Origin of the sequence: Erwinia sp. JUb26 (assembly GCF_003751505.1) — a bacterium.
Classification (GTDB): domain Bacteria; phylum Pseudomonadota; class Gammaproteobacteria; order Enterobacterales; family Enterobacteriaceae; genus Erwinia.
In genome coordinates this window covers 229,583-253,938 of sequence record NZ_RJVB01000007.1, presented here as the reverse complement: position 1 = coordinate 253,938, position 24,356 = coordinate 229,583, and the positions used below count along the sequence as shown (strand labels likewise).

26 protein-coding genes and 1 tRNA gene are annotated in these 24,356 nt (G+C 55.8%); 15 read left to right on the top strand and 12 right to left on the bottom strand.

The window, feature by feature from the left end:
- Positions 1 to 12 precede the first annotated feature (12 nt).
- Both EC836_RS18650 and EC836_RS18645 read right to left on the bottom strand, forming a co-directional pair.
- Positions 13 to 336, bottom strand: coding sequence for a PTS fructose transporter subunit IIB (locus EC836_RS18650; protein WP_123335870.1), 324 nt, complete (start codon positions 334 to 336; stop codon positions 13 to 15).
- On the bottom strand, positions 333 to 794 hold the full coding sequence (locus EC836_RS18645) for a PTS sugar transporter subunit IIA (protein ID WP_123335868.1): 462 nt from the start codon (positions 792 to 794) through the stop codon (positions 333 to 335). Before EC836_RS18645 ends, EC836_RS18650 begins: the two co-directional genes overlap by 4 nt.
- A 357-nt stretch (positions 795 to 1,151) precedes the next feature.
- Here EC836_RS18645 and EC836_RS18640 point away from each other — a divergent pair, with 357 nt between their 5' ends.
- From EC836_RS18640 to EC836_RS18625, 4 genes are all read left to right on the top strand, one after another.
- A complete protein-coding gene (locus EC836_RS18640; RefSeq protein ID WP_123335865.1) occupies positions 1,152 to 1,415 on the top strand; it encodes a hypothetical protein in 264 nt (87 codons plus the stop codon).
- Positions 1,412 to 2,176: a Fic family protein gene (locus EC836_RS18635; RefSeq protein WP_123335863.1), complete on the top strand. Its 765-nt coding sequence runs from the start codon at positions 1,412 to 1,414 to the stop codon at positions 2,174 to 2,176. Before EC836_RS18640 ends, EC836_RS18635 begins: the two co-directional genes overlap by 4 nt.
- 61 nt (positions 2,177 to 2,237) lie before the next feature.
- Positions 2,238 to 2,588, top strand: coding sequence for a DUF1304 domain-containing protein (locus EC836_RS18630; protein WP_123335861.1), 351 nt, complete (start codon positions 2,238 to 2,240; stop codon positions 2,586 to 2,588).
- Between the two features lie 205 nt (positions 2,589 to 2,793).
- Positions 2,794 to 4,083: an MFS transporter gene (locus EC836_RS18625; protein WP_233599364.1), complete on the top strand. Its 1,290-nt coding sequence runs from the start codon at positions 2,794 to 2,796 to the stop codon at positions 4,081 to 4,083.
- Between the two features lie 174 nt (positions 4,084 to 4,257).
- Here EC836_RS18625 and hxsA read toward each other — a convergent pair whose 3' ends face one another.
- From hxsA to EC836_RS18600, 5 genes are all read right to left on the bottom strand, one after another.
- Positions 4,258 to 4,893, bottom strand: coding sequence for a His-Xaa-Ser repeat protein HxsA (gene hxsA, locus EC836_RS18620; protein ID WP_123335859.1), 636 nt, complete (start codon positions 4,891 to 4,893; stop codon positions 4,258 to 4,260).
- Entirely contained in the window at positions 4,890 to 6,002 is a 1,113-nt protein-coding gene (gene hxsC / locus EC836_RS18615; protein ID WP_123335857.1) for a His-Xaa-Ser system radical SAM maturase HxsC, read from the bottom strand. Before hxsC ends, hxsA begins: the two co-directional genes overlap by 4 nt.
- Complete coding sequence (gene hxsB, locus EC836_RS18610; protein WP_123335855.1) at positions 5,995 to 7,389, bottom strand: His-Xaa-Ser system radical SAM maturase HxsB; 1,395 nt, start codon at positions 7,387 to 7,389, stop codon at positions 5,995 to 5,997. The genes hxsC and hxsB overlap by 8 nt, the downstream gene beginning before the upstream one ends.
- Positions 7,386 to 7,673, bottom strand: coding sequence for a His-Xaa-Ser system protein HxsD (gene hxsD, locus EC836_RS18605; protein WP_233599363.1), 288 nt, complete (start codon positions 7,671 to 7,673; stop codon positions 7,386 to 7,388). The genes hxsB and hxsD overlap by 4 nt, the downstream gene beginning before the upstream one ends.
- Positions 7,674 to 8,096: 423 nt before the next feature.
- Positions 8,097 to 8,173, bottom strand: a tRNA-Arg gene (locus EC836_RS18600).
- A gap of 181 nt (positions 8,174 to 8,354) precedes the next feature.
- Between EC836_RS18600 and folD the strand changes: the two genes are divergently transcribed.
- The 3 genes from folD to adhP all read left to right on the top strand — a co-directional run bounded on the left by folD (position 8,355) and on the right by adhP (position 10,699).
- Entirely contained in the window at positions 8,355 to 9,221 is an 867-nt protein-coding gene (gene folD, locus EC836_RS18595) for a bifunctional methylenetetrahydrofolate dehydrogenase/methenyltetrahydrofolate cyclohydrolase FolD (protein WP_123335853.1), read from the top strand.
- Positions 9,221 to 9,433 carry a ribosome-associated protein YbcJ gene (ybcJ, locus tag EC836_RS18590; RefSeq protein ID WP_105590893.1) on the top strand — a complete coding sequence of 71 codons (213 nt, stop codon included), beginning with the start codon at positions 9,221 to 9,223 and terminating at the stop codon, positions 9,431 to 9,433. The genes folD and ybcJ overlap by 1 nt, the downstream gene beginning before the upstream one ends.
- 249 nt (positions 9,434 to 9,682) lie before the next feature.
- Entirely contained in the window at positions 9,683 to 10,699 is a 1,017-nt protein-coding gene (adhP, locus tag EC836_RS18585; protein WP_123335851.1) for an alcohol dehydrogenase AdhP, read from the top strand.
- A gap of 46 nt (positions 10,700 to 10,745) precedes the next feature.
- Here adhP and EC836_RS18580 read toward each other — a convergent pair whose 3' ends face one another.
- On the bottom strand, positions 10,746 to 11,396 hold the full coding sequence (locus EC836_RS18580; RefSeq protein ID WP_233599362.1) for a metalloregulator ArsR/SmtB family transcription factor: 651 nt from the start codon (positions 11,394 to 11,396) through the stop codon (positions 10,746 to 10,748).
- Positions 11,397 to 11,509: 113 nt separating this feature from the next.
- Here EC836_RS18580 and EC836_RS18575 point away from each other — a divergent pair, with 113 nt between their 5' ends.
- Complete coding sequence (locus tag EC836_RS18575; RefSeq protein ID WP_123335847.1) at positions 11,510 to 12,910, top strand: MFS transporter; 1,401 nt, start codon at positions 11,510 to 11,512, stop codon at positions 12,908 to 12,910.
- Between the two features lie 15 nt (positions 12,911 to 12,925).
- Here the strand turns inward: EC836_RS18575 and EC836_RS18570 are convergent, their stop codons facing one another.
- Together EC836_RS18570 and cysS are read right to left on the bottom strand one after the other, a co-directional pair.
- Entirely contained in the window at positions 12,926 to 14,023 is a 1,098-nt protein-coding gene (locus EC836_RS18570) for an AAA family ATPase (RefSeq protein ID WP_123335845.1), read from the bottom strand.
- Between the two features lie 54 nt (positions 14,024 to 14,077).
- Positions 14,078 to 15,463 carry a cysteine--tRNA ligase gene (cysS, locus tag EC836_RS18565; RefSeq protein ID WP_123335844.1) on the bottom strand — a complete coding sequence of 462 codons (1,386 nt, stop codon included), beginning with the start codon at positions 15,461 to 15,463 and terminating at the stop codon, positions 14,078 to 14,080.
- 237 nt (positions 15,464 to 15,700) lie between these two features.
- Here cysS and ppiB point away from each other — a divergent pair, with 237 nt between their 5' ends.
- The 4 genes from ppiB to purK all read left to right on the top strand — a co-directional run bounded on the left by ppiB (position 15,701) and on the right by purK (position 18,634).
- Positions 15,701 to 16,195 (top strand): peptidylprolyl isomerase B, encoded by a 495-nt coding sequence (gene ppiB / locus EC836_RS18560; RefSeq protein ID WP_123335842.1) that lies wholly within the window; start codon positions 15,701 to 15,703, stop codon positions 16,193 to 16,195.
- 2 nt (positions 16,196 to 16,197) lie between these two features.
- Positions 16,198 to 16,914: a UDP-2,3-diacylglucosamine diphosphatase gene (lpxH, locus tag EC836_RS18555; RefSeq protein ID WP_123335840.1), complete on the top strand. Its 717-nt coding sequence runs from the start codon at positions 16,198 to 16,200 to the stop codon at positions 16,912 to 16,914.
- A 146-nt stretch (positions 16,915 to 17,060) separates the two neighbouring features.
- The gene (purE, locus tag EC836_RS18550; RefSeq protein ID WP_123335838.1) at positions 17,061 to 17,570 is read left to right on the top strand and encodes a 5-(carboxyamino)imidazole ribonucleotide mutase; all 510 of its coding nucleotides are present in this window, start codon (positions 17,061 to 17,063) and stop codon (positions 17,568 to 17,570) included.
- Positions 17,567 to 18,634, top strand: coding sequence for a 5-(carboxyamino)imidazole ribonucleotide synthase (gene purK, locus EC836_RS18545; RefSeq protein WP_123335835.1), 1,068 nt, complete (start codon positions 17,567 to 17,569; stop codon positions 18,632 to 18,634). Before purE ends, purK begins: the two co-directional genes overlap by 4 nt.
- Before the next feature lie 270 nt (positions 18,635 to 18,904).
- On the opposite strand, the gene ybbP is transcribed toward purK, so the two are convergent.
- Both ybbP and ybbA read right to left on the bottom strand, forming a co-directional pair.
- Entirely contained in the window at positions 18,905 to 21,322 is a 2,418-nt protein-coding gene (ybbP, locus tag EC836_RS18540) for a putative ABC transporter permease subunit YbbP (protein WP_123335833.1), read from the bottom strand.
- Complete coding sequence (gene ybbA / locus EC836_RS18535) at positions 21,319 to 22,005, bottom strand: putative ABC transporter ATP-binding protein YbbA (RefSeq protein ID WP_123335831.1); 687 nt, start codon at positions 22,003 to 22,005, stop codon at positions 21,319 to 21,321. The genes ybbP and ybbA overlap by 4 nt, the downstream gene beginning before the upstream one ends.
- Here ybbA and tesA point away from each other — a divergent pair.
- The 3 genes from tesA (at position 21,976) to EC836_RS18520 (ending at position 24,331) form a co-directional block, all read left to right on the top strand.
- Complete coding sequence (gene tesA / locus EC836_RS18530) at positions 21,976 to 22,599, top strand: multifunctional acyl-CoA thioesterase I/protease I/lysophospholipase L1 (protein ID WP_123335829.1); 624 nt, start codon at positions 21,976 to 21,978, stop codon at positions 22,597 to 22,599. The two genes, ybbA and tesA, sit on opposite strands and share 30 nt — an antisense overlap.
- 31 nt (positions 22,600 to 22,630) lie before the next feature.
- Entirely contained in the window at positions 22,631 to 23,404 is a 774-nt protein-coding gene (locus tag EC836_RS18525; RefSeq protein ID WP_123335827.1) for an SDR family oxidoreductase, read from the top strand.
- A 69-nt stretch (positions 23,405 to 23,473) separates the two neighbouring features.
- The gene (locus EC836_RS18520) at positions 23,474 to 24,331 is read left to right on the top strand and encodes a co-chaperone YbbN (protein WP_123335825.1); all 858 of its coding nucleotides are present in this window, start codon (positions 23,474 to 23,476) and stop codon (positions 24,329 to 24,331) included.
- Positions 24,332 to 24,356: the final 25 nt, after the last annotated feature.

Below are 24,356 nucleotides of genomic sequence, written 5' to 3'. Positions count from 1 at the left end.
AGATCACCAGAGTTATTTATTTTTACGTTCTTCAACGGCGGCGACGCATTTTTTTATCACTTCAGCGGCGTGGCTGACGCACTGGCCAATTTTTACCCGGATTATTATTTTGCCTTCAAAGCGCTCCTCTTCTTCTATCGATCGATCGGCGGCAATCAGCACGAAATCGGCCGCGCTAATGTCCGCCGGGGAAAGCTTGTTCATCATCCCCATGGCGCCCTGCTGTTCCACTTTGACGCTGTGGCCCAGTTTTGCGCCCTCTTTCTCCAGCGATTTTGCCGCCATGGGCGTATGCGCCAGGCCAGCAATGCAGGACGTGACTCCGACAATATTCATGCGTCTTCCTCAATGACCACACGCGACTGCATGTAGCTGAATAGTTCATCTTCGCTATGGGCATCAAACAGTTGCTGACGAAAATCGTCTTCGACGATCTGGCTGGCCAGGCTGTTGATGATTTTTAAGTGCAGCAGCTTCGCGCCGGATTCCGGTACGAACAGACCGAAGACGATTTTTATCGGGCTGTCGTCCAGGCTTTCCCAGTCCAGCGCCTGCTGCAGGCGGATAAAGATCACCCCGGCCTCGGTCACGTTGACCGTTTTGGCATGCGGGATGGCAATCTGGCCTTCAAAGCCGGTGGAATACTGATTTTCGCGTGCCCACAGATCCGCCTCTATTTTTTCTGCATCCGCCGCCCAGCCCTGCTCAACCGCCTGCTGCGACAGAAACTGAAAAATCTCCCCCTTACTACTAAAATGCTTATTCAGAAAAATGTTCTCTCTGGCGATCAACATAATTGCGACGTCTCCACTTTTGTCTTCAGCATGTCCTGGCAACATAATAAGCGGATTCACGAAAGCGAAAAGAGAACCGGTTTCCTCCGCCAGGGGGAAACCACTTGTTATTGCGGATAATAAAATGAGACTTACTTCTCAAAAGTTATGATAACTGTGATGTGGCGCTTATTTTTGGCGGGATTTAAGCGGAAGTGGAATATTGGGAATTGTGAGATTGGTGATATTTATTTTTACAGGTCGCTATGAATCGGTGAAGTGATTAAACCCACCCCCCAGAGACAAAGCGTGCACTGCCTTTGAGAGACAGCGTAACCACAGGCTGTTATAATTAAACCAACATGCGAGGGCTCTTCGATGACCAAAACAGCTAAAATCAGTGTTGCTAATCAAGTCCGCAGATTAGCTCAATCTCATAATGTTACAGCAGGACGTGACGGTTTTAGCCGCATGGCCGTAGCCATTACGCGCCTGGCCGGGGATGATGTTCAACTGGACAACATCGAACAGCTACTGGTGAATCTTAAACGAAAAGGCATTCTGAGTAAGTCGGAAGCGCTCAGCTTTCAGGATGAGTATCTCCACGAAAAGAAAGACTTTTATAATAAAGCTGCCGGATGATCTTCGATCCCTTCAACGATTTCGATACCGCTGGCTATATCCGGAATTTCCGGAGACTGAAAGATGCCGCAGAAGTGAAAAACTTTGAGCATATCTGTTTCGAACTCAGTATTGAAGATGCCTTGGATCTACTCGCCTCTCGGCGGACAATCGACTACGAAACCGTCCTCAACGTCCATGAAATACTCTTCTCTGATTGTTATCCCTGGGCGGGTAAAGATCGTAACGAACTGGTGCCGCACTTAGCCGTTTTCAAAGGAGCACTCCAAGACGAGAACGCCACCATTTTCGAACATCCCCACGCAATAAGAATGTCTGTCGATTACGCACTCAGGCTTGCTGCAAATAAAACCCGGTTCAAAGAGCGGCCGGGAGAAGTCATGGGGCAACTGGCATTTTCGCATCCTTTCCTGGATGGTAATGGGCGTACTATTTTGCTGGTTTTTATGGAACTCTCCTGGCGAGCTAACTTCACTATCGACTGGTCGAAAACAAATAAAGATGATTATCTTCAGGCTCTGAGTGCAGAAATCAAAGAGCCATTCAAAGGCCACCTTTATCGCTATCTGAGCCCCCTGGTCGTGGAGATCGATAGCCGAGAAAATTGGCCGAATATGATAAGTGGAATCAGAGGATTGGATGGACTGGATAAGGAAGGTATGGCCTATGAAAATCTGGATAATCCGCAGGTGAAGCAAATATATAAAGCATACGGCACCAGATATCCCACGGGGCCAGCGTCTGAAAATTCAGAAGACTGAATGATTAACTGGAAGTTACCTATACTTTTTCTGAAGATATTCTTTCACTGAGGTATCCGCCATGCTAGCCAATACGCTGATCGCCCTCGTGGCGGCAATACATCTCTATATCCTGATCCTGGAGATGTTTCTGTGGGATACCCCGACCGGCCGCCGGGCGTTTAACCTGAGTGAAGAGTTTGCCCGCAGCACCCGCGTGCTGGCGGCAAATCAGGGGTTGTACAACGGCTTTCTGGCCGCCGGTCTGCTATGGGGGCTGTGGCTTGGTGAAGGCGGTTTCCAGTTTAAGCTGTTTTTCCTCAGCTGCGTGATGATTGCCGGGATCTATGGGGCGGCGACGGCGAGCCGCAAAATCCTCTACGTGCAGTCGATTCCCGCATTGATTGCGCTGGCGGCGCTGTTGTATGGTTGATGCGCCCTTCTGCGTAATCCCACTTTCCGCATGTTACTTATCCATGTTCCAAACTTTTTAAGCGGTATCACAACTCTGTTTTAAATTCCTCGACCGCGCTGTTTGTCGCGCATCCGTTGTGTAATCTTAATTACTGTTATCGGTAACAGTGATGACCGTCTGCCGTTAAAACGAATATAAACGTTATTTGATACCAGGATGCCCAATGAATAAAAACGTCAAACTATCGCAAAAGCGTTGGCTCTATTTAATGCCGGTGATATTCATTACCTACAGCCTTGCCTATCTTGACCGCGCCAACTACGGTTTTGCCGCCGCCGCCGGTATTGATAAAGACCTGGGGATTACAAAGAATATTTCATCACTGATAGGTGCCCTGTTCTTCCTCGGCTACTTCTTCTTTCAGGTTCCCGGCGCGGTTTATGCCGTAAAACGCAGCGTTCGCAAGCTGGTGTTTGTCAGCCTGCTGCTTTGGGGTGTGCTTGCCGCCGCAACCGGCCTGGTGGCCAATATCCCGATGCTGATGATCATCCGCTTTACGCTCGGCGTGGTGGAAGCGGCGGTGATGCCGGCGATGCTGATCTTTATCAGCAACTGGTTTACTAAGGGTGAACGCTCGCGGGCCAATACGTTCCTGATACTCGGCAATCCGGTGACCGTGCTGTGGATGTCGATTCTCTCCGGCTATCTGATTCAGGCCTGGGGCTGGCGCGAGATGTTTATCATCGAAGGTATCCCGGCTGTGGCCTGGGCCTTTTTCTGGTGGTGGGCAGTGCGCGATAAGCCGTCGCAAGTGTCGTGGCTGTCAGCGAATGAGAAACGCGATTTAGAGCAGGCGATGGCCGCCGAGCAGCAGGACATCAAGCCGGTGAAAAATTACCGGGAAGCCTTTACCTCACGCAACGTAATCTGCCTGTGCCTGGTGCACGTATTCTGGAGCATTGGCGTTTACGGCTTCATGATGTGGATGCCGTCCATTATTAAGGCAGGCGCCAATCGCGATATCGTCTCCGTTGGCTGGCTGGCCGCCGTGCCTTACCTGGCGGCGATCGTGCTGATGCTGATCGTTTCGACCCTGTCTGACAAAATTCAGAACCGTAAGCTGTTTGTCTGGCCGCTGCTGCTGGTCGCGGGCCTGGCCTTCACCGGTTCGTGGCTGCTGGGCAGCGATTCCTTCTGGATCTCCTACGGGCTGTTAATTCTTGCCGCCGCCTGTATGTACGCGCCTTACGGTCCGTTCTTTGCGCTGATCCCCGAACTGCTGCCGAAAAGCGTGGCCGGTGTATCAATGGGCCTGATCAACAGTTTTGGTGCGCTGGGTGCCTTTACCGGAGCCTGGCTGGTGGGCTTACTGAACGGCCTGACCGGTAACCCGAGCCTGTCATTTGTGCTGATGGCGGTATCGCTGTTTGTCTCTGTGGCGATCATGTATTCGGTGCGTCCGGAGATTAAACAGGATGGCAAGCCGGTAACAGCGATCGGGGCTAAGGCTTGATGGTTTGAGCGCTGTGAAAAACGGTGTATCAGCACCGTTTTTCTTTCTACGTCTGCCCCAGCTTTCCCTCGCGCTACCGGTCATTGAGCGAACTAAGGCAGGGAACAGGCAAAAAGAATTACGTCCAGAGCTCTGAGTGCACAAGTCAGATCGAAATCCGCACATAGCCTGATTTTATCGGGCCAGAATATTCAACGAATTCAATAACTGCGTATCCAGAGTCTCTCTTACCGGAGTCGGTAAGCCATTCGCCACCCTGTAATTTTTGATTGCCGTTCGTGTTGCAGGCCCCATACTCCCGTCTATATTCCCGTTGTAGAATCCCCTGTCGAGTAACGCAAACTGCACTCGCATGATCAAACGTTTACGTTTTTCAGCATCCGAAGTCAGTCCATTACTTGCACGGGTACTTCCGTTCACTCCAGCTGAATTCGTGGTCGTGGAGGTATCAATGTTATTAGAACGAAGCGAACGAGCCGATGACGGAGAGGGTGACGAACCCGTTGTTGAACCTGAAGTGCCAGAAGAACTCGGTGAACTGTACGTTTTAGGGTAATAAGGCGTGCTGCCACCATAATAGCCACCGCCTGATGAAGAACGATGAGAACTGTGGCTGCGATGAGAGCTGTGACTGCGGTGCCCTGCAATATAAAACGGCACCTCAGTATTCAGCGGGGCTATCACCATGTCATGTTCATTGAGAGCCATTCTGGGTAAATCATTAGCTCCTGTAGATGCATCACTCGCCCAGACAGAGTTATTCAGAGCCAAAAATCCGGGAAGCAGGGCTGCGAAATTAAACTTTTTCATATTATTGGTCTCGGGGGTTGATGAAAACGTCCTTTTGATGAACTGAAATAGCCCGCACAGGAAGACTTCCGGGTGCATGTATCACATTCCTGGGGATAGTAATTCTTCCAATCGGAGATGGACTGAGTGGAAAACTGCCATGCTCTTTCAGGAAGATGACACAATGGATAATTGAAAATGGTAAGCGGAATGCCTGACCTGTAAGCGCTGTCCACAGCAGAAAGAATATTGTCGCTATAAATGTCATGCTCAATAAAGATTGATGACCAGTTTTTGCGGGCCCATCCTGTCGATTCCAGCCCCATCAGGGAAATCTGGTTAATGTTTGAGAACACCCGGCCAGCGAACTCTACGATGCTATCCAGCTCGTTATAGTTAGCCCGTGTTGGGATGATCCTCAGTTCAATGTTAATCCCTGAGTTCCCCGCATTAATTAGCCCTCTGACAGTCTCATTAAATGCTCCCTCGCTTCCCACCAGATAGTCATGCACGGATGGTCTGGAGGAATAAAGCGGTATGCCAAAGGTGATTCGCATCTTTTCACTGCGTTCTTTCATCCTCTGGGTAAATCTAACATCCGCAAAATTTCGCCCGTTTGTTAAAACGTGCAGGGCAGTTTCAGGCGAATTTTCAATAATAAAATCGAGAAAGTGCAGGAAGTCATCGCCATAGAGCAGGGGCTCACCTCCGCTCACTCCAACAACACCGTTTAAAGAGAAAGAGGCAATCGCGAGTGCCGACTGGTTCAGGAGCCAGTCATCGTTTCCCGTTTTAGGGGGCTGGGAACAAAACAGGCAGCCGTTGTTACATCGCTCAGTGACCAGGACCGTATTATGGTTAGCTCTGCGGGACAAAATCACTCTGAGCATATTGCCGTTATTAACGATCCCTATATCACCATCATCGATGGCATCGAAAAGTACTTTGCTCGTCACGGAATCTACAAAATAAGCGGATAGCGGTGAATCGAGCTGAGTTTCAGTGATCAGCAAATTTGGCAGATAGAACTGCGGATTTTCGGGCTTGAATTTGCACAGGCGATAGAATCCCTGCTGAACGGGTAGTTCTGATGAAAACCGGAAAATATCGTTTCTCAGTACCTCAGACATAAGCCCATCCTTTGAGCATTTCTGCCATCGGCCCATCCTGAGAGATCTCATCCAGCAGGAAACGGAACATACCTTTATGGTACTGACAAAAGGTAGATCGACTTTTGTCTCCAACGGGTTCGCCATAAACGCTGATGTTTTGGCAAGGATCGGCGCCACAGAACGGCTGATAGGCACAGGTATCACAACCTGGCATGGCAAAGTTAAATGAGGATGCCAGAGAGGAGCGATAGTACGCGTTGCGACTAAAAGATAACGAGGCAAATTCTCCGGCACTGAAATCTGCTTCCGGATTGACTTTCTGAAGCATACGGCTTTCGTCACTGCCGTAGACTTTACCGTCATAATTGAAGAGGATGCAGTTCAATACCAGACCGCTGGGTGATTTCAAATCTGCATAGCCGCTGAAGCCCGGATTGAAAATTCGCTTAAGATGAATAGAGGCCGAGTGCTCTACGAGAGGAACGCCCTTCTGATTCTGCAGCAGCACTTCCTGCATCAATTCTCGATAAAACTCGAAATACTCAGGCATTGAGAAAGTGAAGCTCTGCTTCTGGGCAAAGCCATAGGGACTGACAGGCCTGATAAACATATCGGTCAGCCCTAAAGACAGGTGAGCCTCAACTATTGAGGCGGGCTCTTTTGTCAGCTCTTTAGTCACCGTGGTCACCGTTGCGACCCTGCCTGTTCCAAGCTCCTCTGTGATTTTCTGAATACCCGTAACGGCTTTAGAGTGCGCCTTAAAGTCGGTAAGAATACGGTTCTTATTATGGATAGCCTCGTTGCCATCAAGCGAGACGGAAAAGGTGATGTTCCGTTCTTTAACCCAGGCAACAATTCGGGTATCAAGCAGAGACAGGCTCGTCGCAATAACCATTTCGAAAGCATCAATGCCTAATGCACTCTCACATTCTTCATAGATTTTTTGGACAAGATCGAATCTGAGGAGTGGTTCGCCACCCTGCACTTCGATTTTATAGGGTGCGGTGCCAAGCTTCTTAATCGCGGTGATGATCTGCGGTATCAGTTCAGGGTCAAGATCGTAGCCGTCAGCGGAGGCCGATGCTCTGCTAACCTGGCAATATTTGCAGGTATGATCGCATCTGAGAGTCGGCACAATCATGAAAATGGGCCGAACGGCCAGCTCATTCATCAGCCGCCTGGCGAAGGCCGAACTGAGCGAGGCTTGTGACACAGACTTAGTAGCATCGTCAGCGATAAACAACCGACTCTCGAGAAGTCTGGCAGTGTGATGCTCCGCCGGGAAGTTATTTTCCGCCAGGAAATTAAGCTCGGTGTTATCGACGAAGCTGTGGAAGCCCGCAAGGTTGCTGATAAAGACGTTGCCATTAGACAAACGGTCAAAGTTGAATGGCATCGTATTCATTGTGCAAGTCTCGAATCAATGCTCCTCAGGACATTGTCGATGATTGCAGTCCTGACCGGGCCCGTATGTGCCTGCAGTTGCTCTCTGAGCTTGTAATCGTTCAACAGCCGTTCAAACTCGAACTCAACTTCATCACCAGACGATTTAAATGACACGATCCAATCCCGATCGTCCCCATCAAGCTTCCAGTGAGTAATGGCACTCATCCAGTAAAGGCTGTTACGAACCACCCATTCCGAATATTCTTTTTTTCTAATGGTTTTTAGCATATCTACAGCTCTCATTCAGAAATACCACCCTCACATTTAGCGTGTGAGTCGCTATTGAAATCCAGGCTAGCAACATCCTAAATTTTTCCACCATGAAAATAAATCATTAAAATATTGATTATTATGAATTTTAATCAATAAAAATTAACAGAGGGTTATCATACCCACATAGTATGTAGTGAAAACAGAAATGTAAATTTTTTTCACATCAAATGAGTAACGATTTTTATATTGAAATAAATCTTATGATATGCGTGTTTTATATACGCCGTAAATGAAGTGAGCGATCGGACACATGTTACTAAAGGCACGATGAAAGAGCGTGAAAAATGACAAGGCAATAGCGCTGTAATAGGCTAATTTTTTGATGATGACGTGATTACGAAAAAAGGAAGGAAACAGGCTGGATGAAGAATGGGATAACGACTTGAAATTTAATGGCACGCCCTACAGGATTCGAACCTGTGACCTACGGCTTAGAAGGCCGGTGCTCTATCCAGCTGAGCTAAGGGCGCACGGTGAGTGGGTCGGATTATACGGTCAACCTCCGCTTAGTCAACGATTTTACCGCCTTTCACTACCCGATGACGAAGTAATGAACGATATCCTGCCAATCTCCGCCTGACAGCAGCGCCCGCTTCTGACAAAATAGAGCCAATCCCCGATTTAACTCAACACAGATGGATCCCCTCTCTGATGGTAGCAAAAATTATTGACGGTAAAACGATTGCGCAGCAGGTGCGACAAGAGGTTGCGGAAAAAGTACAGCAGCGTCTGGCGGCCGGTAAACGTGCGCCTGGCCTGGCCGTAGTTCTGGTGGGTGAGAACCCGGCGTCGCAAATCTATGTCGGCAGCAAACGTCGTGCCTGTGAAGAGGTGGGCTTCCTGTCTCGCTCTTACGATCTGCCCGCAACGACCGGCGAAGCCGAACTGCTGGACCTGATTACCGAGCTGAACAACGATCCGGCGATTGACGGTATTCTGGTGCAGCTGCCGCTGCCGGCCGGCATTGATAACGTGAAGGTGCTGGAGCATATCTCTCCGGCGAAGGATGTGGACGGTTTCCACCCTTATAACGTTGGTCGCCTGTGCCAGCGTGCGCCGAAGCTGCGCCCGTGCACGCCGCGCGGCATCGTGACGCTGCTGGAACGTTACAATATCGACACCTTCGGCCTGAATGCCGTGGTGGTCGGAGCCTCGAATATCGTCGGTCGCCCGATGAGTATGGAGCTGCTGCTGGCCGGTTGCACCACCACCGTGACCCACCGCTTCACCAAAAATCTGCGTCACCACGTGGAGCACGCCGACCTGCTGGTGGTTGCGGTTGGCAAACCCGGTTTTATTCCCGGTGAGTGGATTAAGCCAGGCGCGATTGTGATCGATGTCGGCATCAATCGCCTGGAAAGCGGCAAAGTGGTCGGCGACGTGGAATTTGAAGCCGCGTCCGAGCGCGCTTCCTACATCACCCCGGTTCCGGGCGGTGTCGGTCCGATGACCGTGGCCACCCTGATTCAGAATACCCTGCAGGCCTGTGAAGGCAGCGATGATGGAGCAGTAGAATAATGGCAACCTTTTCCCTTGGCGATCACCCACATGTGGATCTCTGCGATCTGTTGAAACTGGAAGGCTGGGTTGAAAGCGGCGCAATGGCTAAATCCCTGATTGCCGACGGTTACGTGACCGTCAACGGCGCGGTGGAAACCCGCAAGCGCTGCAAAATTGTTGCCGGTCAGACCGTCGAATTCGATGGCAACCAGGTTACCGTTACCGCCTGACGCTCAGTAGAGTGACTAAACGGGCGAACATTCTCCCGTTGACCCTGTTAAGCCGCTATTCCCCAGGATAGCGGCTTTTTTCATGCCGGAGCACAGATCCGTAGTGCATTTTTACGGCAACCCGTTCAACATTTCTCCATTCTCCTACCCACAAATGATTACCCCGTTGATAGTTGATTTATATCAATAAATTGCCGACAGCAGGCGTTACCCTTCCTTATCCCCTGTTAAAAACGGAAGAGGTAAAGCATGAAAGCTGCTGTAATCACACACGATCATAAAGTGAACGTTGTCGAAAAGACCCTCCGCCCACTCAAGCACGGTGAAGCGCTATTAAAAATGGATTGTTGTGGCGTGTGCCACACCGACCTGCACGTTAAAAACGGTGATTTCGGTGATAAAACCGGGATTATTCTTGGTCACGAAGGCGTTGGCGTCGTCAAAGAAATTGGCCCGGGCGTTACGTCGCTGAAACCGGGCGACCGCGCCAGCGTGGCCTGGTTCTTTAAGGGCTGCGGTCACTGTGAATACTGCAACAGCGGTAATGAAACCCTGTGCCGTGAAGTGATCAACGCGGGCTACACCACCGACGGCGGCATGGCAGAAGAGTGCATCGTGGTGGCTGACTATGCGGTGAAAGTGCCGGACGGCCTGGACTCCGCGGCAGCCAGCAGCGTAACCTGCGCCGGGGTCACCACCTATAAAGCGGTGAAGGTCTCCGGCATCGCGCCGGGTAAATGGCTGGTGATCTACGGCCTTGGCGGGCTGGGCAATCTGGCGCTGCAGTACGCGAAGAACGTCTTTAACGCCAAGGTGATTGCCGTTGACGTCAACGATTCGCAGCTGCAGTTCGCGAAGGATATGGGCGCGGATATGGTGATCAACTCGCGCACTGAAGACGCAGCGAAGCTGATCCAGGAACGTGTTGGCGGCGCTCATGCCGCGGTGGTCACCGCCGTTGCCAAAGCGGCCTTTAACTCAGCGGTGGATGCCATGCGTGCCGGTGGGCGTATTGTGGCCGTTGGCCTGCCGCCGGAGTCGATGAGCCTGAACATCCCGCGGCTGGTGCTGGACGGTATTCAGGTCGTCGGTTCGCTGGTCGGTACGCGTGAAGATCTCGCCGAAGCCTTCCAGTTTGCCGCCGAAGGTAAAGTATTACCGAAAGTCACCCGCCGTCCTCTGGAGGATATCAACACCATCTTCCACGAAATGGAAAGCGGCACCATCGTTGGCCGCATGGTGATTGATTTTACAGGGGCGAAATAATCCCCTTTAACCGGCCTGCTTCCCGCAGGTCGGTTGCCTCCAACCGTTATTCGAGCCAGGACTGTACCCGGTAAGCGCAGCGACGCGCCTGGCTAAGAATATGTTCAACCCGTACCACGTCGGCTTGCAGCACTTCACTAAAAATGGCCTGTTCCGCCCGACAAAAACCCTGACAGACCGTTGCCGCCGCGCAAATGGGGCAATGATTTTCAATCAGCAGCAGGCTGCCGTCATCCAGCGCCTCATACTCCGCCATATATCCTTCCGCAGAGCGGATCTCCGCCAGCCTCGCGACACGTTCGGTTAAACCGCCAAGCGCAGCCAGTTCATGCCGGTAAAACTCGCGGGTTTTCTTTTCACGTTTTTCAATCAGCAGATCGATCCCCTGCTCACCGAAGGATTCTCTGACGATTTCCAGCAGCTGAACGGTCAGCTCGGGGTGGGTATCCGGGAACTGCTTCTGCCCTTTCGCCGTCAGCTGCCAGAACTGCGAAGGTCGGCCCACGCCTCGTGACTCCGAGAAAGCGGCAACCAGTCCCTCCGCCGCCAGCTTGTTGAACTGCTGGCGCGCGGCCTCTGCGGTCATTCCTAACACCTTACCCGCTTCAGCAGCCTGCTGTGGACCACGGGTTTTCAGCAGATGAAGCAGCCGCTGTGATGTCGATAAGTGCTCTTCATGTGAAGGTTCCGTTGACAAGATTTTTATACCCCCACTAATATTCCAAGTGTTTTCTTGTTTTATTAATTTACCTCAGAGCTGTGCGGCCGACAACATCTGAGCGAATAACCATTATGCCTCACGGAGTCACTATGTCATCGCATGAAAGGAACTGGGGAGATCTTCTCTCCGGTCAGAATGCCGCACGCTCGGCTGCACTTTCCGGCGGCGTTGCGCTGCACGCCATCAATATCTATATCGCCACCACAGTGCTGCCGTCGGTCGTTCAGGAGATCGGCGGGCTGAATCTGTATGCGTGGAACACCACGCTATTTGTGGTTGCCTCAATCCTCGGTTCAGCACTGACCAGCCGTACCCTGAACCGCACCGGGGCGCGCGGGGCCTATATGATTGCCATCGCGCTGTTCCTTGCAGGCAGCCTGCTGTGCGCCCTGGCTCCCTCGATGCTGGTGATGCTGCTGGGCCGAACCGTGCAGGGGCTGGGCGGCGGTTTCCTGTTCGCGCTGGGCTACGCGATGATCTACGAAGTGTTTGAGAAATCGCTTTGGCCGCGCGCCTTTGCCCTGGTGTCGGGCATGTGGGGCGTTGCCACGCTGGTTGGCCCGGCAATTGGCGGTATCTTTGCCGATATCAACGCCTGGAGAATGGCGTTTGGCTTCCTGGTGCCGATATCGCTGCTGTACGCCTGGCTTATCTGGCGTGCGCTGCCCGCCGACGCTCAGGATCGCGGGCCTGCCGCACCGCTGCCGGGTATCCAACTGCTGCTGTTGACGGCGGCAGTGCTGGCCATCAGCCTCGGCAGCACCAAAGTGGAGCTGAGCTATAACCTGCTCGGGGTTGGCGTCGCGATCTTTCTGGTGGCGATACTGGTACGTCGTGAACTGAAAGGCGACGCTGGCCTTCTGCCGCGCAATGCGCTGCGCCTTCATTCACCGCTGCTGATGCTGTATCTGACCATTGGCCTGCTGGTCATCGGTATGACCAGTGAAACCTTTGTCCCCTACTTCCTCCAGCACCTGCACGGACAGTCTCCGCTGATGTCAGGCTATCTGGCGGCCCTGATGGCGGCAGGCTGGACGCTGGCCGAGGTGTGGAGCTCCGGCTGGCAGGGCAAGCGTATTACGCTGGCGATTGTTATCGGCCCGGTGCTGGTGCTGGCTGGAATGGTCATGCTGTCGCTAGCAACGCCGGTACAGAGCACCGAGGGCATCACGCTGCTGGTGGCGATCTCGCTGGCGCTGCTGCTGGTGGGATTCGGTATTGGCATCGGCTGGCCGCATCTGCTGACCCGAGTGCTGGAGGTGACCCCGGCAGAAGATCAGGACGCCGCCGCCACCTCAATTTCTACCGTTCAGCTATTCGCTACCGCGCTGGGCGCAGCGCTTTCCGGCATGCTGGCGAATATGGGCGGGCTGAACGTGCCGGGTGGTACCGAGGGGGCAATCAGCGCCTCGCGCGTACTGTTTGGCGTGCTTGCACTGGCACCGCTGCTGGCAATCTACAGCGCCAGCCGGGCAGCTAAAGCCAGGTAACCGGAACGATGCAGCTCAGACGGCGCCATCGCTTATCACCGTTGCGCCATCTACCTGGCCCAGCTGGTAGTGTCGCACCTCGGCGTGTTCAGCAATCAGCTGAGCCAGCAGCGGAGAATGGCTGGTTACCCACAGCTGGCTGTAGCGGCTGGCTTCGGCGATCAGCTCGGCGAGCGCGGGCAACAGATCGGGATGCAGACTGTTCTCCGGTTCGTTTAATGCCATAAATGCGGGCGGACGCGGACTGAGCAGCGCCACCACCAGGCAGAGAAAGCGCAGCGTGCCATCGGACAGTTCGGCGGATTCCAGCGGCCGCAGAATACCCTGGCGATGCATCAGCAGCTGAAAACGCCCGCCCTGCGCGTCTACTTCAAAGCGACAGTCGGGAAACGCCCGCTCAAGGGTCGAGAACAGCAGCTCGCTGTGCCCGCGTTCGCGAATCGTTTCAAAGGCGGCAGCCAGGTTGCTGCCGTCATGGGCCAGCACCGGTGAGCGAATGCCCACCTGCGGCGCACGCAGCGCGCTACCGGGCCACACGGCAAATTCGTGGTAGAAACGCCAGCCGCGCAGACTCTCACGCACCTGCGACACCTCTGGATAAAGATGCGGCTCCGCCAGCTGAGCAAACACCGATTCTTCCGCGTGCAGCGAGGCCGGGTAAGCCACTCTTTCACCGTCAATATTTTGCAGAAACGCAGTCTGATTATTGCGCTCCAGCAGCTGCGCCGATCGGCGGCGTCGGTGGCCGCTCAGCCACAGCTGTTCTTTTTTCACCAGCGGGTCGAGGTTAAACAGGCTGATCAGCGGCTCGGGAAAGCCAATTTCCAACTGATAGTCGAAGTCGCTCATTTCAACCGCCAGCACCATACGCTTCAGCTCGCTGTTGCGTTCGCCGGGCCGCTTTCCGCCCGCCCACATCGCCTTCTGAATGCCACCGTCCTGTGCCAGCCCCAGCGACAGGCGTTCGCATGCCGCTTCATGCAGCAGACGCACCGCTTTATACAGGTTGGATTTGCCGCAGCCGTTGGGTCCGCTGATGACATTCAACTGACCGAGTTCAAACTCAAGATGACGGATGGAGCGATAGTTAGTGAGGGCAAACTGACGGATCATAGTCACGCATCCCTGAATGAAACGGGCCAGCGATTGCTGGCCCGGAGTGAGGCGTTACTTACGACGCCAGCTGGTCCCGGCAGGGCCATCTTCAAGGACAATGCCCATCTCGTTCAGCCTGTCGCGGGCCACGTCGGCCTGCGCCCAGTTCTTCTCATTACGCGCGTCGATGCGCATTTTGATCAGCGCTTCGATTTCGGCGACTTCATCATCGTTGCTCTGTGCTCCGCTTTGCAGGAACAGCTCAGGATCCTGCTCCAGCAGGCCAAGCACGCCGGCCAGATGACGCAGGCGGGCAGCCAGTCCATCGGCTGCGGCTTTATCTTCTGACTTCAGGCGGTTAACTTCACGCGCCAGGTCGAACAGCGCAGAGTAGGCTTCCGGCGTGTTGAAGTCGTCATCCATCGCTTCACGGAAGCGGGCTTCAAAGGCTTCACCACCGGCAGGCGTGGCCGATGCATCGGTATTACGCACTGCGATGTACAGGCGCTCCAGCGCCGCGCGCGCCTGGTTCAGGTTATCTTCGCCGTAGTTTAGCTGGCTACGATAGTGGCCGGACATCAGGAAGTAACGCACGGTTTCCGCATCGTAATGCGCCAGCACGTCGCGTACGGTAAAGAAGTTGTTCAGCGATTTAGACATCTTCTCGCGATCAATCATCACCATGCCGGAGTGCATCCAGTAGTTCACGTACGGGCCATCATGGGCGCAGGTGGACTGGGCAATTTCGTTTTCATGGTGCGGGAACATCAGATCCGAGCCGCCGCCGTGAATGTCGAAGTGGTGACCCAGCTGCTTGCAGTTCATCGCCGAGCACTCAATGTGCCAGCCCGGACGACCGTTACCCCATGGCGATGCCCAACCCGGCTCGTCGGACTTGGACATTTTCCACAGCACGAAGTCCATCGGATTGCGTTTCACATCCGCCACTTCCACGCGCGCACCGGCCTGCAGCTGCTCCAGATCCTGGCGTGACAGAGAGCCGTAGGTCGGATCGCTGTCTACGGAGAACATCACGTCGCCGTTGCTGGCGACATAGGCATGCTCGCGGGCGACCAGCGTGCTCACCAGCTCGATGATTTCATCAATATGGCGTGTCGCACGCGGCTCCAGGTCCGGCGGCAGAATGTTCAGCGCGGCAAAATCGGTGTGCATTTCGGCAATCATGCGGTCGGTCAGTTCACCAATCGTTTCGCCGTTTTCGTTGGCGCGCTTGATAATCTTGTCATCAATATCGGTGATATTACGCACGTACTTCAGTGAATAGCCAAGGTAACGCAGATAGCGAGACACCACGTCAAACGCCACAAAGGTCCTGCCGTGTCCAATGTGACAGAGGTCATAAACGGTAATGCCGCACACGTACATGCCAACTTGACCGGCATGAATAGGTTTAAATTCCTCTTTTTGACGACTCAGGGTATTGAAAATCTTTAGCATTGAGACATTCCGTTTTAGGCGTGTGCGGGGTTAATAATAAAAATGATAATCCCGTATTCTGACGCATTTTTCATGCCAGCGCTACGCCAGGTATCGCTATAGCAGGGATGTTGTTATGCAGCAGGGCTGACTCGCCATCACATTTTGTGATATAAGAGCCGTCTGTCGCCTGGAGCGGACATTTGTCCATCCTCCCGACGCGCATTCTTAATACTCTAACCCTGACAGGATGAAAATATGGTCACTTTCCAGACTAACCACGGCGATATCGTAATCAAAACTTTTGATGACAAAGCGCCGGCAACCGTAAAAAACTTCCTGGAGTACTGCCGTGAAGGTTTCTACGACAACACCATTTTTCACCGTGTAATTAACGGCTTTATGGTTCAGGGCGGCGGTTTCGAACCTGGCATGAAGCAGAAAAACACCAAAGACGAGATCCGCAACGAAGCGAACAACGGCCTGAAGAACACCAAAGGCACCCTGGCGATGGCGCGTACTCAGGCTCCTCACTCTGCTACCGCTCAGTTCTTCATTAACGTTGCCGACAATGACTTCCTGAACTTCCGTGACGAAAGCTTGCAGGGCTGGGGTTACTGCGTGTTCGCTGAAGTGGTTGAAGGTATGGACGTGGTTGAGAAAATCAAAGCCGTTTCTACCGGCCGCAGCGGCATGCACCAGGACGTGCCAAAAGACGACGTGATCATCCAGAAAGTTACCGTCAGCGAGTAATAATGTCGCACACGCTGTTTATCGCAGATATCCATCTGTGCGTTGAGGAACCGGCAATTACTGCCGGTTTTCTTCATTTTTTACGCCGGGAAGCGCAGCATGCTGACGCCCTCTATATTCTCGGCGACCTGTTTGAAGCCTGGATTGGCGACGACGATCCGAATCCGCTGCATGCGGAAGTCGCTCAGGCCCTGCGCCAGCTCAACATCCCCTGCTTCTTTATTCACGGCAACCGCGATTTCCTGGTCGGCAAACGCTTTGCCCGCGCCGCAGGCATGACCCTGCTGCCGGAAGAGCAGCTGCTGGATCTTTACGGTAAGCGTGTGCTGATTATGCACGGCGACACGCTTTGTACCGACGACGTGGGCTATCTGCGTTTCCGCGCCAAGGTTCGCCAGCCCTGGCTGCAAAGGCTGTTCCTCACCCTGCCGCTGTCTATTCGCCAGCGTATTGCGGTGAAAATGCGCGCCGGAAGCAAACAGGCGAACAACAGCAAAGATATGGCAATTATGGATGTGAATCAGCAGGCGGTTGTGGCGGCCATGCATCGCCATCATGCGCCGATTTTGATCCACGGGCACACCCATCGCCCGGCGGTACATCAGCTGACCGTTGATGGCTCTGCGGCTGAACGAATCGTTCTGGGCGCCTGGCACGAGCAGGGATCGATGATTAAAGTCAGTGCAGACGAGACGACGCTGATTTCCTTCCCGTTCTGAATCAAAATATTGCCCTGAGATGGCCCTATAATCCGCTACGCAACCGTTTTCCTTGCCGCTGACTCATGCTATTCTCTCAGCCCTTCCCATCGGGTAGCCCCAGGGTTACTACGGTGACGTTTTAAAATCACAGGAGTCAGCCCCGCATGTCATCTAACGCCGCACCGGCCCGCATTGCTATTGTTATGGGTTCCAAAAGTGACTGGGCAACCATGCAGTTTGCAGCGGAAATCCTCACCAGCCTGGACGTTCCCTTCCACTGTGAAGTAGTTTCTGCCCACCGTACCCCGGACAAGCTGTTCAGCTTTGCCGAACAGGCTGCGGATAACGGCTATCAGGTGATTATTGCAGGCGCAGGCGGCGCGGCCCACCTGCCGGGTATGCTGGCGGCCAAAACGCTGGTTCCGGTGTTGGGCGTACCGGTGCAGAGCGCGGCGCTGAGCGGCGTCGACAGCCTTTACTCCATCGTGCAGATGCCGCGCGGTATTCCGGTGGGTACGCTGGCGATTGGTAAAGCCGGAGCGGCAAACGCGGCCCTGCTGGCGGCACAGATTGTTGCCCTGCACGATGCCGAACTGGCAACGCGCCTGGCGGCATGGCGTCAGTCCCAGACCGATGAAGTGCTGAACAACCCGGATCCACGGGGTGATGCATGAAACCGGTTTGCGTATTAGGCAACGGCCAGCTGGGGCGCATGCTGCGCCAGGCGGGAGAACCGCTGGGTATCGCCGTTTATCCGGTCGGGCTGGATGCGGAACCGGAAGCGCTACCGATTGCCGCCAGTGTGATTACCGCTGAAATCGAACGCTGGCCGGAAACCGCGCTGACTCGCGAACTGGCAGGCCATAACGCCTTCGTTAACCGCGATATTTTCCCCCAGCTGGCTGACCGCCTGACGCAAAAACAGCTGCTTGACCGGCTAGGCCTGGCTACCGCGCCTTGGCAGCTGCTTTCCGCCGCCGACCAGTGGCCACAGGTATTTACCACCCTCGGCGAACTGGCGATCGTGAAGCGCCGTACCGGTGGCTACGACGGGCGCGGCCAGTGGCGCCTGCGCGCGACCGAAACCGGCTCGCTGCCGGAAGAGTGCTACGGTGAATGCATCGTTGAGCGCGGCATTAACTTCTCCGGCGAAGTGTCGCTGGTCGGCGCGCGCGGTCACGATGGCAGCACGGTGTTCTTTCCGCTGACCCATAACCTGCATCAGGACGGTATTCTGCGCACCAGCGTCATGTTGCCGGTGGTCAATGCTGCCCATCAGCAGCAGGCCGAGCAGATGCTGTCAGCCATCATGAACGAGCTGAACTACGTCGGCGTGATGGCGATGGAGTGCTTCGTGGTGCCGGAAGGTCTGCTGATCAACGAGCTGGCCCCGCGCGTGCACAACAGCGGCCACTGGACGCAGAACGGCGCATCGATCAGTCAGTTCGAACTGCACCTGCGGGCGATCCTCGATCTGCCGCTGCCGAAGCCGGTCGTCACCAGCCCGGCGGTGATGGTGAATCTGATCGGTACCGACGTGAATCTGGACTGGCTGCAGCAGCCGCTGGTGCATCTGCACTGGTACGATAAAGAAGTGCGTCCGGGCCGTAAGGTCGGCCACCTGAATCTTTCCGACGTCAGCACCGCAGCATTAAGCGACGCGCTGAAAGCGCTGGTACCGATGCTGCCGGAAGAGTACGCCAGCGGGATTGCCTGGGCGGTTGAGAAGCTGAGCTGATTGCTTTTTTGCTGAGGTTTGCTGGTTAAGAAAAACGGACCTTTTCAGGTCCGTTTTTTTATGGCTGTTACCCCTGAATCCTGCTAATCGGTGTCGGGTTTGTGTCGCGGGAAGATCGCCGTCGGGCGTATCGGTGTCGGTCAGGTTTGCGCTGGTCCGACAGGCTGACGAACGAAGTGAAGGGACCGCAACGCGGCGCGAGGACCCGCCAGGCCAGGGCACCCACCGGTCGGCGTAAATACCGGCCCGGCAGTGACCGACGCGACGATCTCACCCCGCCTCATATCCCCGGAACAGCGCCCTGCCCTTCAGCAACCGCACGCCCAGCCAGCCGCCACACAGGGAAAGCAGCAGCGCACCGGTCAGCGGCAGCACCAGCCACAGCACGAAATCCGGCTGCCACGGGAAGTCGAACACTTTTCGCTGTAGTCCCCACAGGGCCGCTTCCGCACCGATTGCAGCCGCCGCGCCGGACACTACGCCAAGCAGCGCGAACTCGCACCACAGCGTGCCGCGCAGCAGCTTTTTGCCCGCGCCCAATGTACGATACACCACCAGTTCCTGCCGCCGCTGGCGCATGCCGACCTGGATTTGCGCCAGCAGCAGCAGTACGCCGCAGGCGGTTACCAGCACCACCATAATTTCCAGCGCCTGGCTTACCTGCGCCAGTACCTGCCCGATCTGCCGCAGAATACTGCCGATATCCAGCAGGCTCAGCGTAGGAAACTCGCGGTTGAGCTGCACCAGCAGCGCGTTGTTATTGTCCAGCCGGAAGCTGGTCAGCCAGGTCTGCGGCTGCGCATCCAGCGCCCCCGGCGGGAAGATGAAGAAAAAGTTCGGCTTCAGGCTTTCCCAGTCCACCTTCCGCAGGCTGGTAATTTTCGCCGTAAAGTCCTGGGTATCGCCGGTAAAGGTCAGCGTATCCCCCAGCTTCACCCCCAGCCTTCCCGCCAGTTCCTCCTCCATCGAGGTTTCCCCGGCCTTCGGCGGCCAGCTGCCTGCGGTCAGCGGATTGTGATCGGGAAGATCGCTTTGCCACGTCAGATTCAGCTCGCGGTTCAGCGACTCGTCCAGCTTCGGATCGACCGCCTGCTGATTGATCCCGGTCAGCCGCACGCGGGCCACCGGATAGAACGTTTCCGGCTTCACCTGATGCTGTTCAAGGAAGGTTTTCACCTGCGGCACCTGCTGCGCGGTCAGATTCAGCAGGAAATAGTTCGGACTACCCGGCGGCAGCTGCTGCTGCCAGCGATCCAGCAGATCGCCACGCATCACCAGCAGCAGCGCCAGCAGCATAAACGACAGCGAAAATGCGGCCAGCTGGCTCAGGGTGGTCCACGGCTGCCGCAGCAGGCGGTTTACCGCCAGGCGAAACGCCAAATTACGCAGCGTCAGGCGCCTGAGCAACAGCAGTCCGCCCCAGCCCACAGCGCCCAGCAGCAGCGACAGCAGCACAATGCCCGCCACCAGCGCCCACAGCAGCGTGCTGCCGCCCACCAGCAGGGCCAGCAGCCCCACCACCACCAGCGCCATAAGCGGCAGATAGATTTTCAACGGCCAGATATTCGCTACCGCGTCGCGACGCAGCACGCGCAGCGGCTGGGTTGCCAGCAGCAGGCGATACGGCCGCAGGCCAACCAGCAGCGAAATCACAAACAGCGAGCCCACCGCCCACAGCCACGGCCAGCCGCTGGCGGCAGGCAGTTCACCGGGCAGCACCGGGCGCAGCATGCGCAGCAGCAGCGCCTCAAACCCCATGCCGATCGCCCCACCGCACACCGCCGCCAAAAACAGTACCGCCAGCCACTGTCCGACAATCAGCTTGCGTAACGCCTTACGATTCGCCCCCAGGGTTTTCAGCACGGCAACCAGATCGTAGCGGCTGCGGCAGTAGTGGCTCATCGCCACCGCCACGGCGGCAATCGCCAGCATCAGCGTCAGCAGCGCCGACAGCAGCAGGAACTGCTGGGCGCGCTGCATGGATTTACCCAGCGCATCATCCGAGTTTTCCACGCTGATCCAGCGCTGGTCCGGCGTCAGCCGCGAGGCGATCCAGCCGTCAAAGCGCGCCAGCTGCTGCGGATTGCCGGCAAACTTATAATTCCAGGTCAGGCGACTGCCCGGCTGCACAGCGCCGGTTTTCTCCACGTCGGCCAGGTTCATCAACAGGCGCGGCGCGGTCTGGAACGGATTGAATCCGGCATCCGGTTCCTGAGTGACCTCCCCAGCGATGCGCAGCGTGGCATCGCCGACGTCAAGATTGTCGCCGCTTTTACGCTCGAGCAGCGCCAGCAGCCGGGGCGCGGCCAGCACGGTGCCCGCCGCTGGTTTTAACCCGGCCGGTTCGGTTGACAGCTGGCCGAACATTGGATAAGCGTCATCGACCGCTTTCACCGACGCCAGCTGCGGCGTATCGCCGGCGAAGGTCATGGTCATAAAGGTCAGTTGGCGCCCTACCTGCAGCCCGTCGCTGCGCGCCTGCTCCAGCCATTCAGCAGGCACCTCGCGCGAGCTGCGCAATGTGCGGTCACCCGCCATAAAATCACGGCTTTGCTGGGTTAACCCTTTTTCCATACGGTCGCTGAGCGAACCCAGCGCCAGCACGCAGGCCACCGCCAGCGTCAGCGCCAGCCAGACAATCAGCAGCGAGGGCGATTTCCACTCGCGCCAGAACCAGCGCCAGATCATGACTCCTCCCACAGCTTGCCGTCGCGCAGCCGCAGGCGACGATCGCAACGCGCCGCCAGCTGTTCATCGTGTGTCACCAGCACCAGCGTGGTGCCGAGGTCACGGTTCATGGAAAACAGCAGATCGGCAATGCGGTCGCCGGTTTTACGGTCCAGGTTTCCGGTCGGCTCATCGGCAAACAGCAGCGCCGGGCGGCCGTTAAAGGCGCGAGCCAGCGCCACGCGCTGCTGCTCCCCGCCGGAAAGCTGGGCGGGCAGGTGGCTGAGGCGCTGACCCAGTCCGAGCTGGCCCAGCAGCTGTGCCGCCTGCTCCCGGCTCTGGCGGTCATTCTCACCGCGCAGCAGCGCCGGAAGCTGTACGTTTTCCACCGCGTTCAGCGTCGGTACCAGCATGAACGACTGGAAAACGAAGCCGACATTTTTTGCCCGAAGCTCTGCACGCTGTTCTTCATCCATGCTGTGCAGCGGCTGACCCAGCATCATCACTTCCCCTTCGCTACCATCATCCAGACCGGCAAGAATGCCGAGCAGCGTCGATTTCCCTGAACCCGACTCGCCGATCAGGGCGATAGTTTCAGCCGGTTTGACAACCAGCTCAACTCCGGTGAGGATGGAAAGCTGATGCTCACCCTGACCGACGGACTTACTAAGACGATGAACTTCAAGAATGTTTTCCGCTGGCATTACCCTTTCCTGTTGCTGTTGGCTTTGATGACGCTGCGCGCGACGGCGGCGGATACGCTGCTGGTGCTGGGCGACAGCCTCAGCGCCGGTTACCGCATGTCCGCCAGTGCCGCATGGCCTGCGTTACTCAATGATAAATGGCAAAAATCACCCGCTATCGTTAACGGTAGCATAAGCGGTGATACCGCGGCCCAGGGCGTTGCGCGTCTGCCCGCTTTACTGAAAACACATCAGCCCCGCTGGGTGCTGATTGAACTGGGTGGCAATGACGGCCTGCGCGGCTTCCCGCCTAAGCAGCTTGAGCAGGATCTCGACAGCGCCATTAAGCAGGTTAAAGCCGCCGGGGCACAGCCGCTGCTGATGCAGGTTCGCCTGCCCGCCAACTATGGTCGTCGCTATACCGAATCGTTTGCCGCGATCTATCCGCAGCTGGCGGAACGCAACAGCATTCCGCTGGTGCCGTTCTTTATGGAGCAGGTGTATCTGAAACCGGAATGGATGCAGGATGACGGGATTCATCCGGCCCCTGCCGCTCAGTCGTTTATCGCCGACCTGATGGCGAAACAATTGGCTCCTTTAGTTAACCATGAGTAACCCGACTGCGAACGTCCCGACAGGTAAAGTTATGCAAAAATCTATCGTAATAACCGGCAGTTCCAGTGGGATTGGCCTGGCGGCGGCCAGCGATTTGCTGCGTCGCGGCTATCATGTGATTGCCGCCTGCCGCAAGCCGCAGGATGTGGAGCGGATGAACGCACTGGGCTTTAGCGGCGTGCTGCTCGATCTGGATGATGCGGAAAGCGTGGAGCGCGGAGCGGCGGAGATCCTCACGCTGTGTGAGGGCAGACTGTTCGGACTGTTCAACAACGGCGGCTTTGGCCAGTACGGCCCGCTGCAGTCCGTGACCCGCGAACAGCTGGAACGTCAGTTTTCCACCAATCTGTTCGGCACCCACCAGCTGACGATACTGCTGCTGCCCGCGCTGATTGCCAGCGGTAGCGGCCGCATTGTCAACACCAGCTCGGTGCTGGGGCTAATCTCCACGCCGGGCCGTGGTGCTTACGCCGCCAGTAAATATGCGCTGGAGGCCTGGTCCGATGCGCTGCGTATGGAGCTGCACAGCAGCGGCGTGCGGGTCAGCCTGATTGAACCGGGGCCAATCAGCACCCGATTTACCGATAACGTCAGCCAGGCACAGCAGGATAAGCCGGTGAAAAACCCGGGCATCGCCGCCCGATTTACCCTGCCACCAGAGGCGATTTTACCGAAGCTGCATCACGCGCTGGAAAGTCAGTACCCGCGCCTGCGCTATCCGGTGACGCTGGTGACCTGGGCGATGACCGTGCTGCGACGGCTGCTGCCGGGCCGGATGCTGGACTGGTTTTTACGGCAGAATTAGACGGTAGACCTTGAAGCCCGCCGGTCTGCCCCAATACACTAAGAAACTCATGTGAAAAGAGACGAATTCATGGCACCACACGCTGCGATTGTTGAAATTAATGAAACCAACCTGCACCAGACGCTGGAACAGTCAATGCAGGTTCCCGTGCTGTTTTACTTCTGGTCCGGGAGAAGCCAGCACTGCCAGCAGTTGACGCCGCTGCTGGAACGCCTGGCGCAGGAATATGCCGGTCAGTTTATTCTGGCAACGCTGGACTGTGATGCAGAGCCTGCCGTAGCGCAGCAGTTTGGCCTGCGCTCTATCCCAACCGTGTATCTGTTCCAGAACGGCCAGCCGGTTGACGGCTTCCAGGGGCCGCAGCCGGAAGAAGCCGTCCGCGCGCTGCTGGAAAAAGTGCTGCCGAAGGAAGAAGAGCTGAAGGCGCAGCAGGCAATGCAGTTGATGGACGAAGGCAACATGCTGGATGCCCTGCCGCTGCTCAAGGATGCCTGGCAGCTGAGCAATCAGCGTAGCGAGATCGGTTTTCTGCTGGCTGAAGTGCTGATTGAACTGAACCGCAGTGACGAAGCCGAAGCCGTACTGAAAGTGGTGCCGTTGCAGGATCAGGACAGCCGCTACCAGGGGCTGATTGCGCAGATCGATCTGCTGAAACAGGCGGCGGATACCCCGGAGATCCAGCAGCTACAGCAGCAGATCGCCGAGAACCCGGAAGACGCTTCACTGGCAACCCAACTGGCGATCCAGCTGCATCAGGTCGGCCGTAACGAAGAGGCGCTGGATCTGCTGTTCGTTCACCTGAAGAAAGATCTCGGCGCGGCGGACGGTCAGGCGCGTAAAATCCTGCAGGAAATCCTTGCGGCGCTGGGCACCGGCGATGCGCTGGCCAGCAAATATCGCCGTCAGCTTTATTCCCTGCTGTATTGATCGGCATTCAGAGGCTCATCCTGCG

Coding starts and splice junctions, on each gene's coding strand:
- EC836_RS18650 (WP_123335870.1), bottom strand. CDS start 336: ATGAATATTGTCGGAGTCACGTCCTGCATTGCTGGCCTGGCGCATACG.
- EC836_RS18645 (WP_123335868.1), bottom strand. CDS start 794: ATGTTGATCGCCAGAGAGAACATTTTTCTGAATAAGCATTTTAGTAGT.
- EC836_RS18640 (WP_123335865.1), top strand. CDS start 1,152: ATGACCAAAACAGCTAAAATCAGTGTTGCTAATCAAGTCCGCAGATTA.
- EC836_RS18635 (WP_123335863.1), top strand. CDS start 1,412: ATGATCTTCGATCCCTTCAACGATTTCGATACCGCTGGCTATATCCGG.
- EC836_RS18630 (WP_123335861.1), top strand. CDS start 2,238: ATGCTAGCCAATACGCTGATCGCCCTCGTGGCGGCAATACATCTCTAT.
- EC836_RS18625 (WP_233599364.1), top strand. CDS start 2,794: ATGAATAAAAACGTCAAACTATCGCAAAAGCGTTGGCTCTATTTAATG.
- hxsA (WP_123335859.1), bottom strand. CDS start 4,893: ATGAAAAAGTTTAATTTCGCAGCCCTGCTTCCCGGATTTTTGGCTCTG.
- hxsC (WP_123335857.1), bottom strand. CDS start 6,002: ATGTCTGAGGTACTGAGAAACGATATTTTCCGGTTTTCATCAGAACTA.
- hxsB (WP_123335855.1), bottom strand. CDS start 7,389: ATGAATACGATGCCATTCAACTTTGACCGTTTGTCTAATGGCAACGTC.
- hxsD (WP_233599363.1), bottom strand. CDS start 7,673: ATGAGAGCTGTAGATATGCTAAAAACCATTAGAAAAAAAGAATATTCG.
- folD (WP_123335853.1), top strand. CDS start 8,355: ATGGTAGCAAAAATTATTGACGGTAAAACGATTGCGCAGCAGGTGCGA.
- ybcJ (WP_105590893.1), top strand. CDS start 9,221: ATGGCAACCTTTTCCCTTGGCGATCACCCACATGTGGATCTCTGCGAT.
- adhP (WP_123335851.1), top strand. CDS start 9,683: ATGAAAGCTGCTGTAATCACACACGATCATAAAGTGAACGTTGTCGAA.
- EC836_RS18575 (WP_123335847.1), top strand. CDS start 11,510: ATGTCATCGCATGAAAGGAACTGGGGAGATCTTCTCTCCGGTCAGAAT.
- EC836_RS18570 (WP_123335845.1), bottom strand. CDS start 14,023: ATGATCCGTCAGTTTGCCCTCACTAACTATCGCTCCATCCGTCATCTT.
- cysS (WP_123335844.1), bottom strand. CDS start 15,463: ATGCTAAAGATTTTCAATACCCTGAGTCGTCAAAAAGAGGAATTTAAA.
- ppiB (WP_123335842.1), top strand. CDS start 15,701: ATGGTCACTTTCCAGACTAACCACGGCGATATCGTAATCAAAACTTTT.
- lpxH (WP_123335840.1), top strand. CDS start 16,198: ATGTCGCACACGCTGTTTATCGCAGATATCCATCTGTGCGTTGAGGAA.
- purE (WP_123335838.1), top strand. CDS start 17,061: ATGTCATCTAACGCCGCACCGGCCCGCATTGCTATTGTTATGGGTTCC.
- purK (WP_123335835.1), top strand. CDS start 17,567: ATGAAACCGGTTTGCGTATTAGGCAACGGCCAGCTGGGGCGCATGCTG.
- ybbP (WP_123335833.1), bottom strand. CDS start 21,322: ATGATCTGGCGCTGGTTCTGGCGCGAGTGGAAATCGCCCTCGCTGCTG.
- tesA (WP_123335829.1), top strand. CDS start 21,976: ATGAACTTCAAGAATGTTTTCCGCTGGCATTACCCTTTCCTGTTGCTG.
- ybbA (WP_123335831.1), bottom strand. CDS start 22,005: ATGCCAGCGGAAAACATTCTTGAAGTTCATCGTCTTAGTAAGTCCGTC.
- EC836_RS18525 (WP_123335827.1), top strand. CDS start 22,631: ATGCAAAAATCTATCGTAATAACCGGCAGTTCCAGTGGGATTGGCCTG.
- EC836_RS18520 (WP_123335825.1), top strand. CDS start 23,474: ATGGCACCACACGCTGCGATTGTTGAAATTAATGAAACCAACCTGCAC.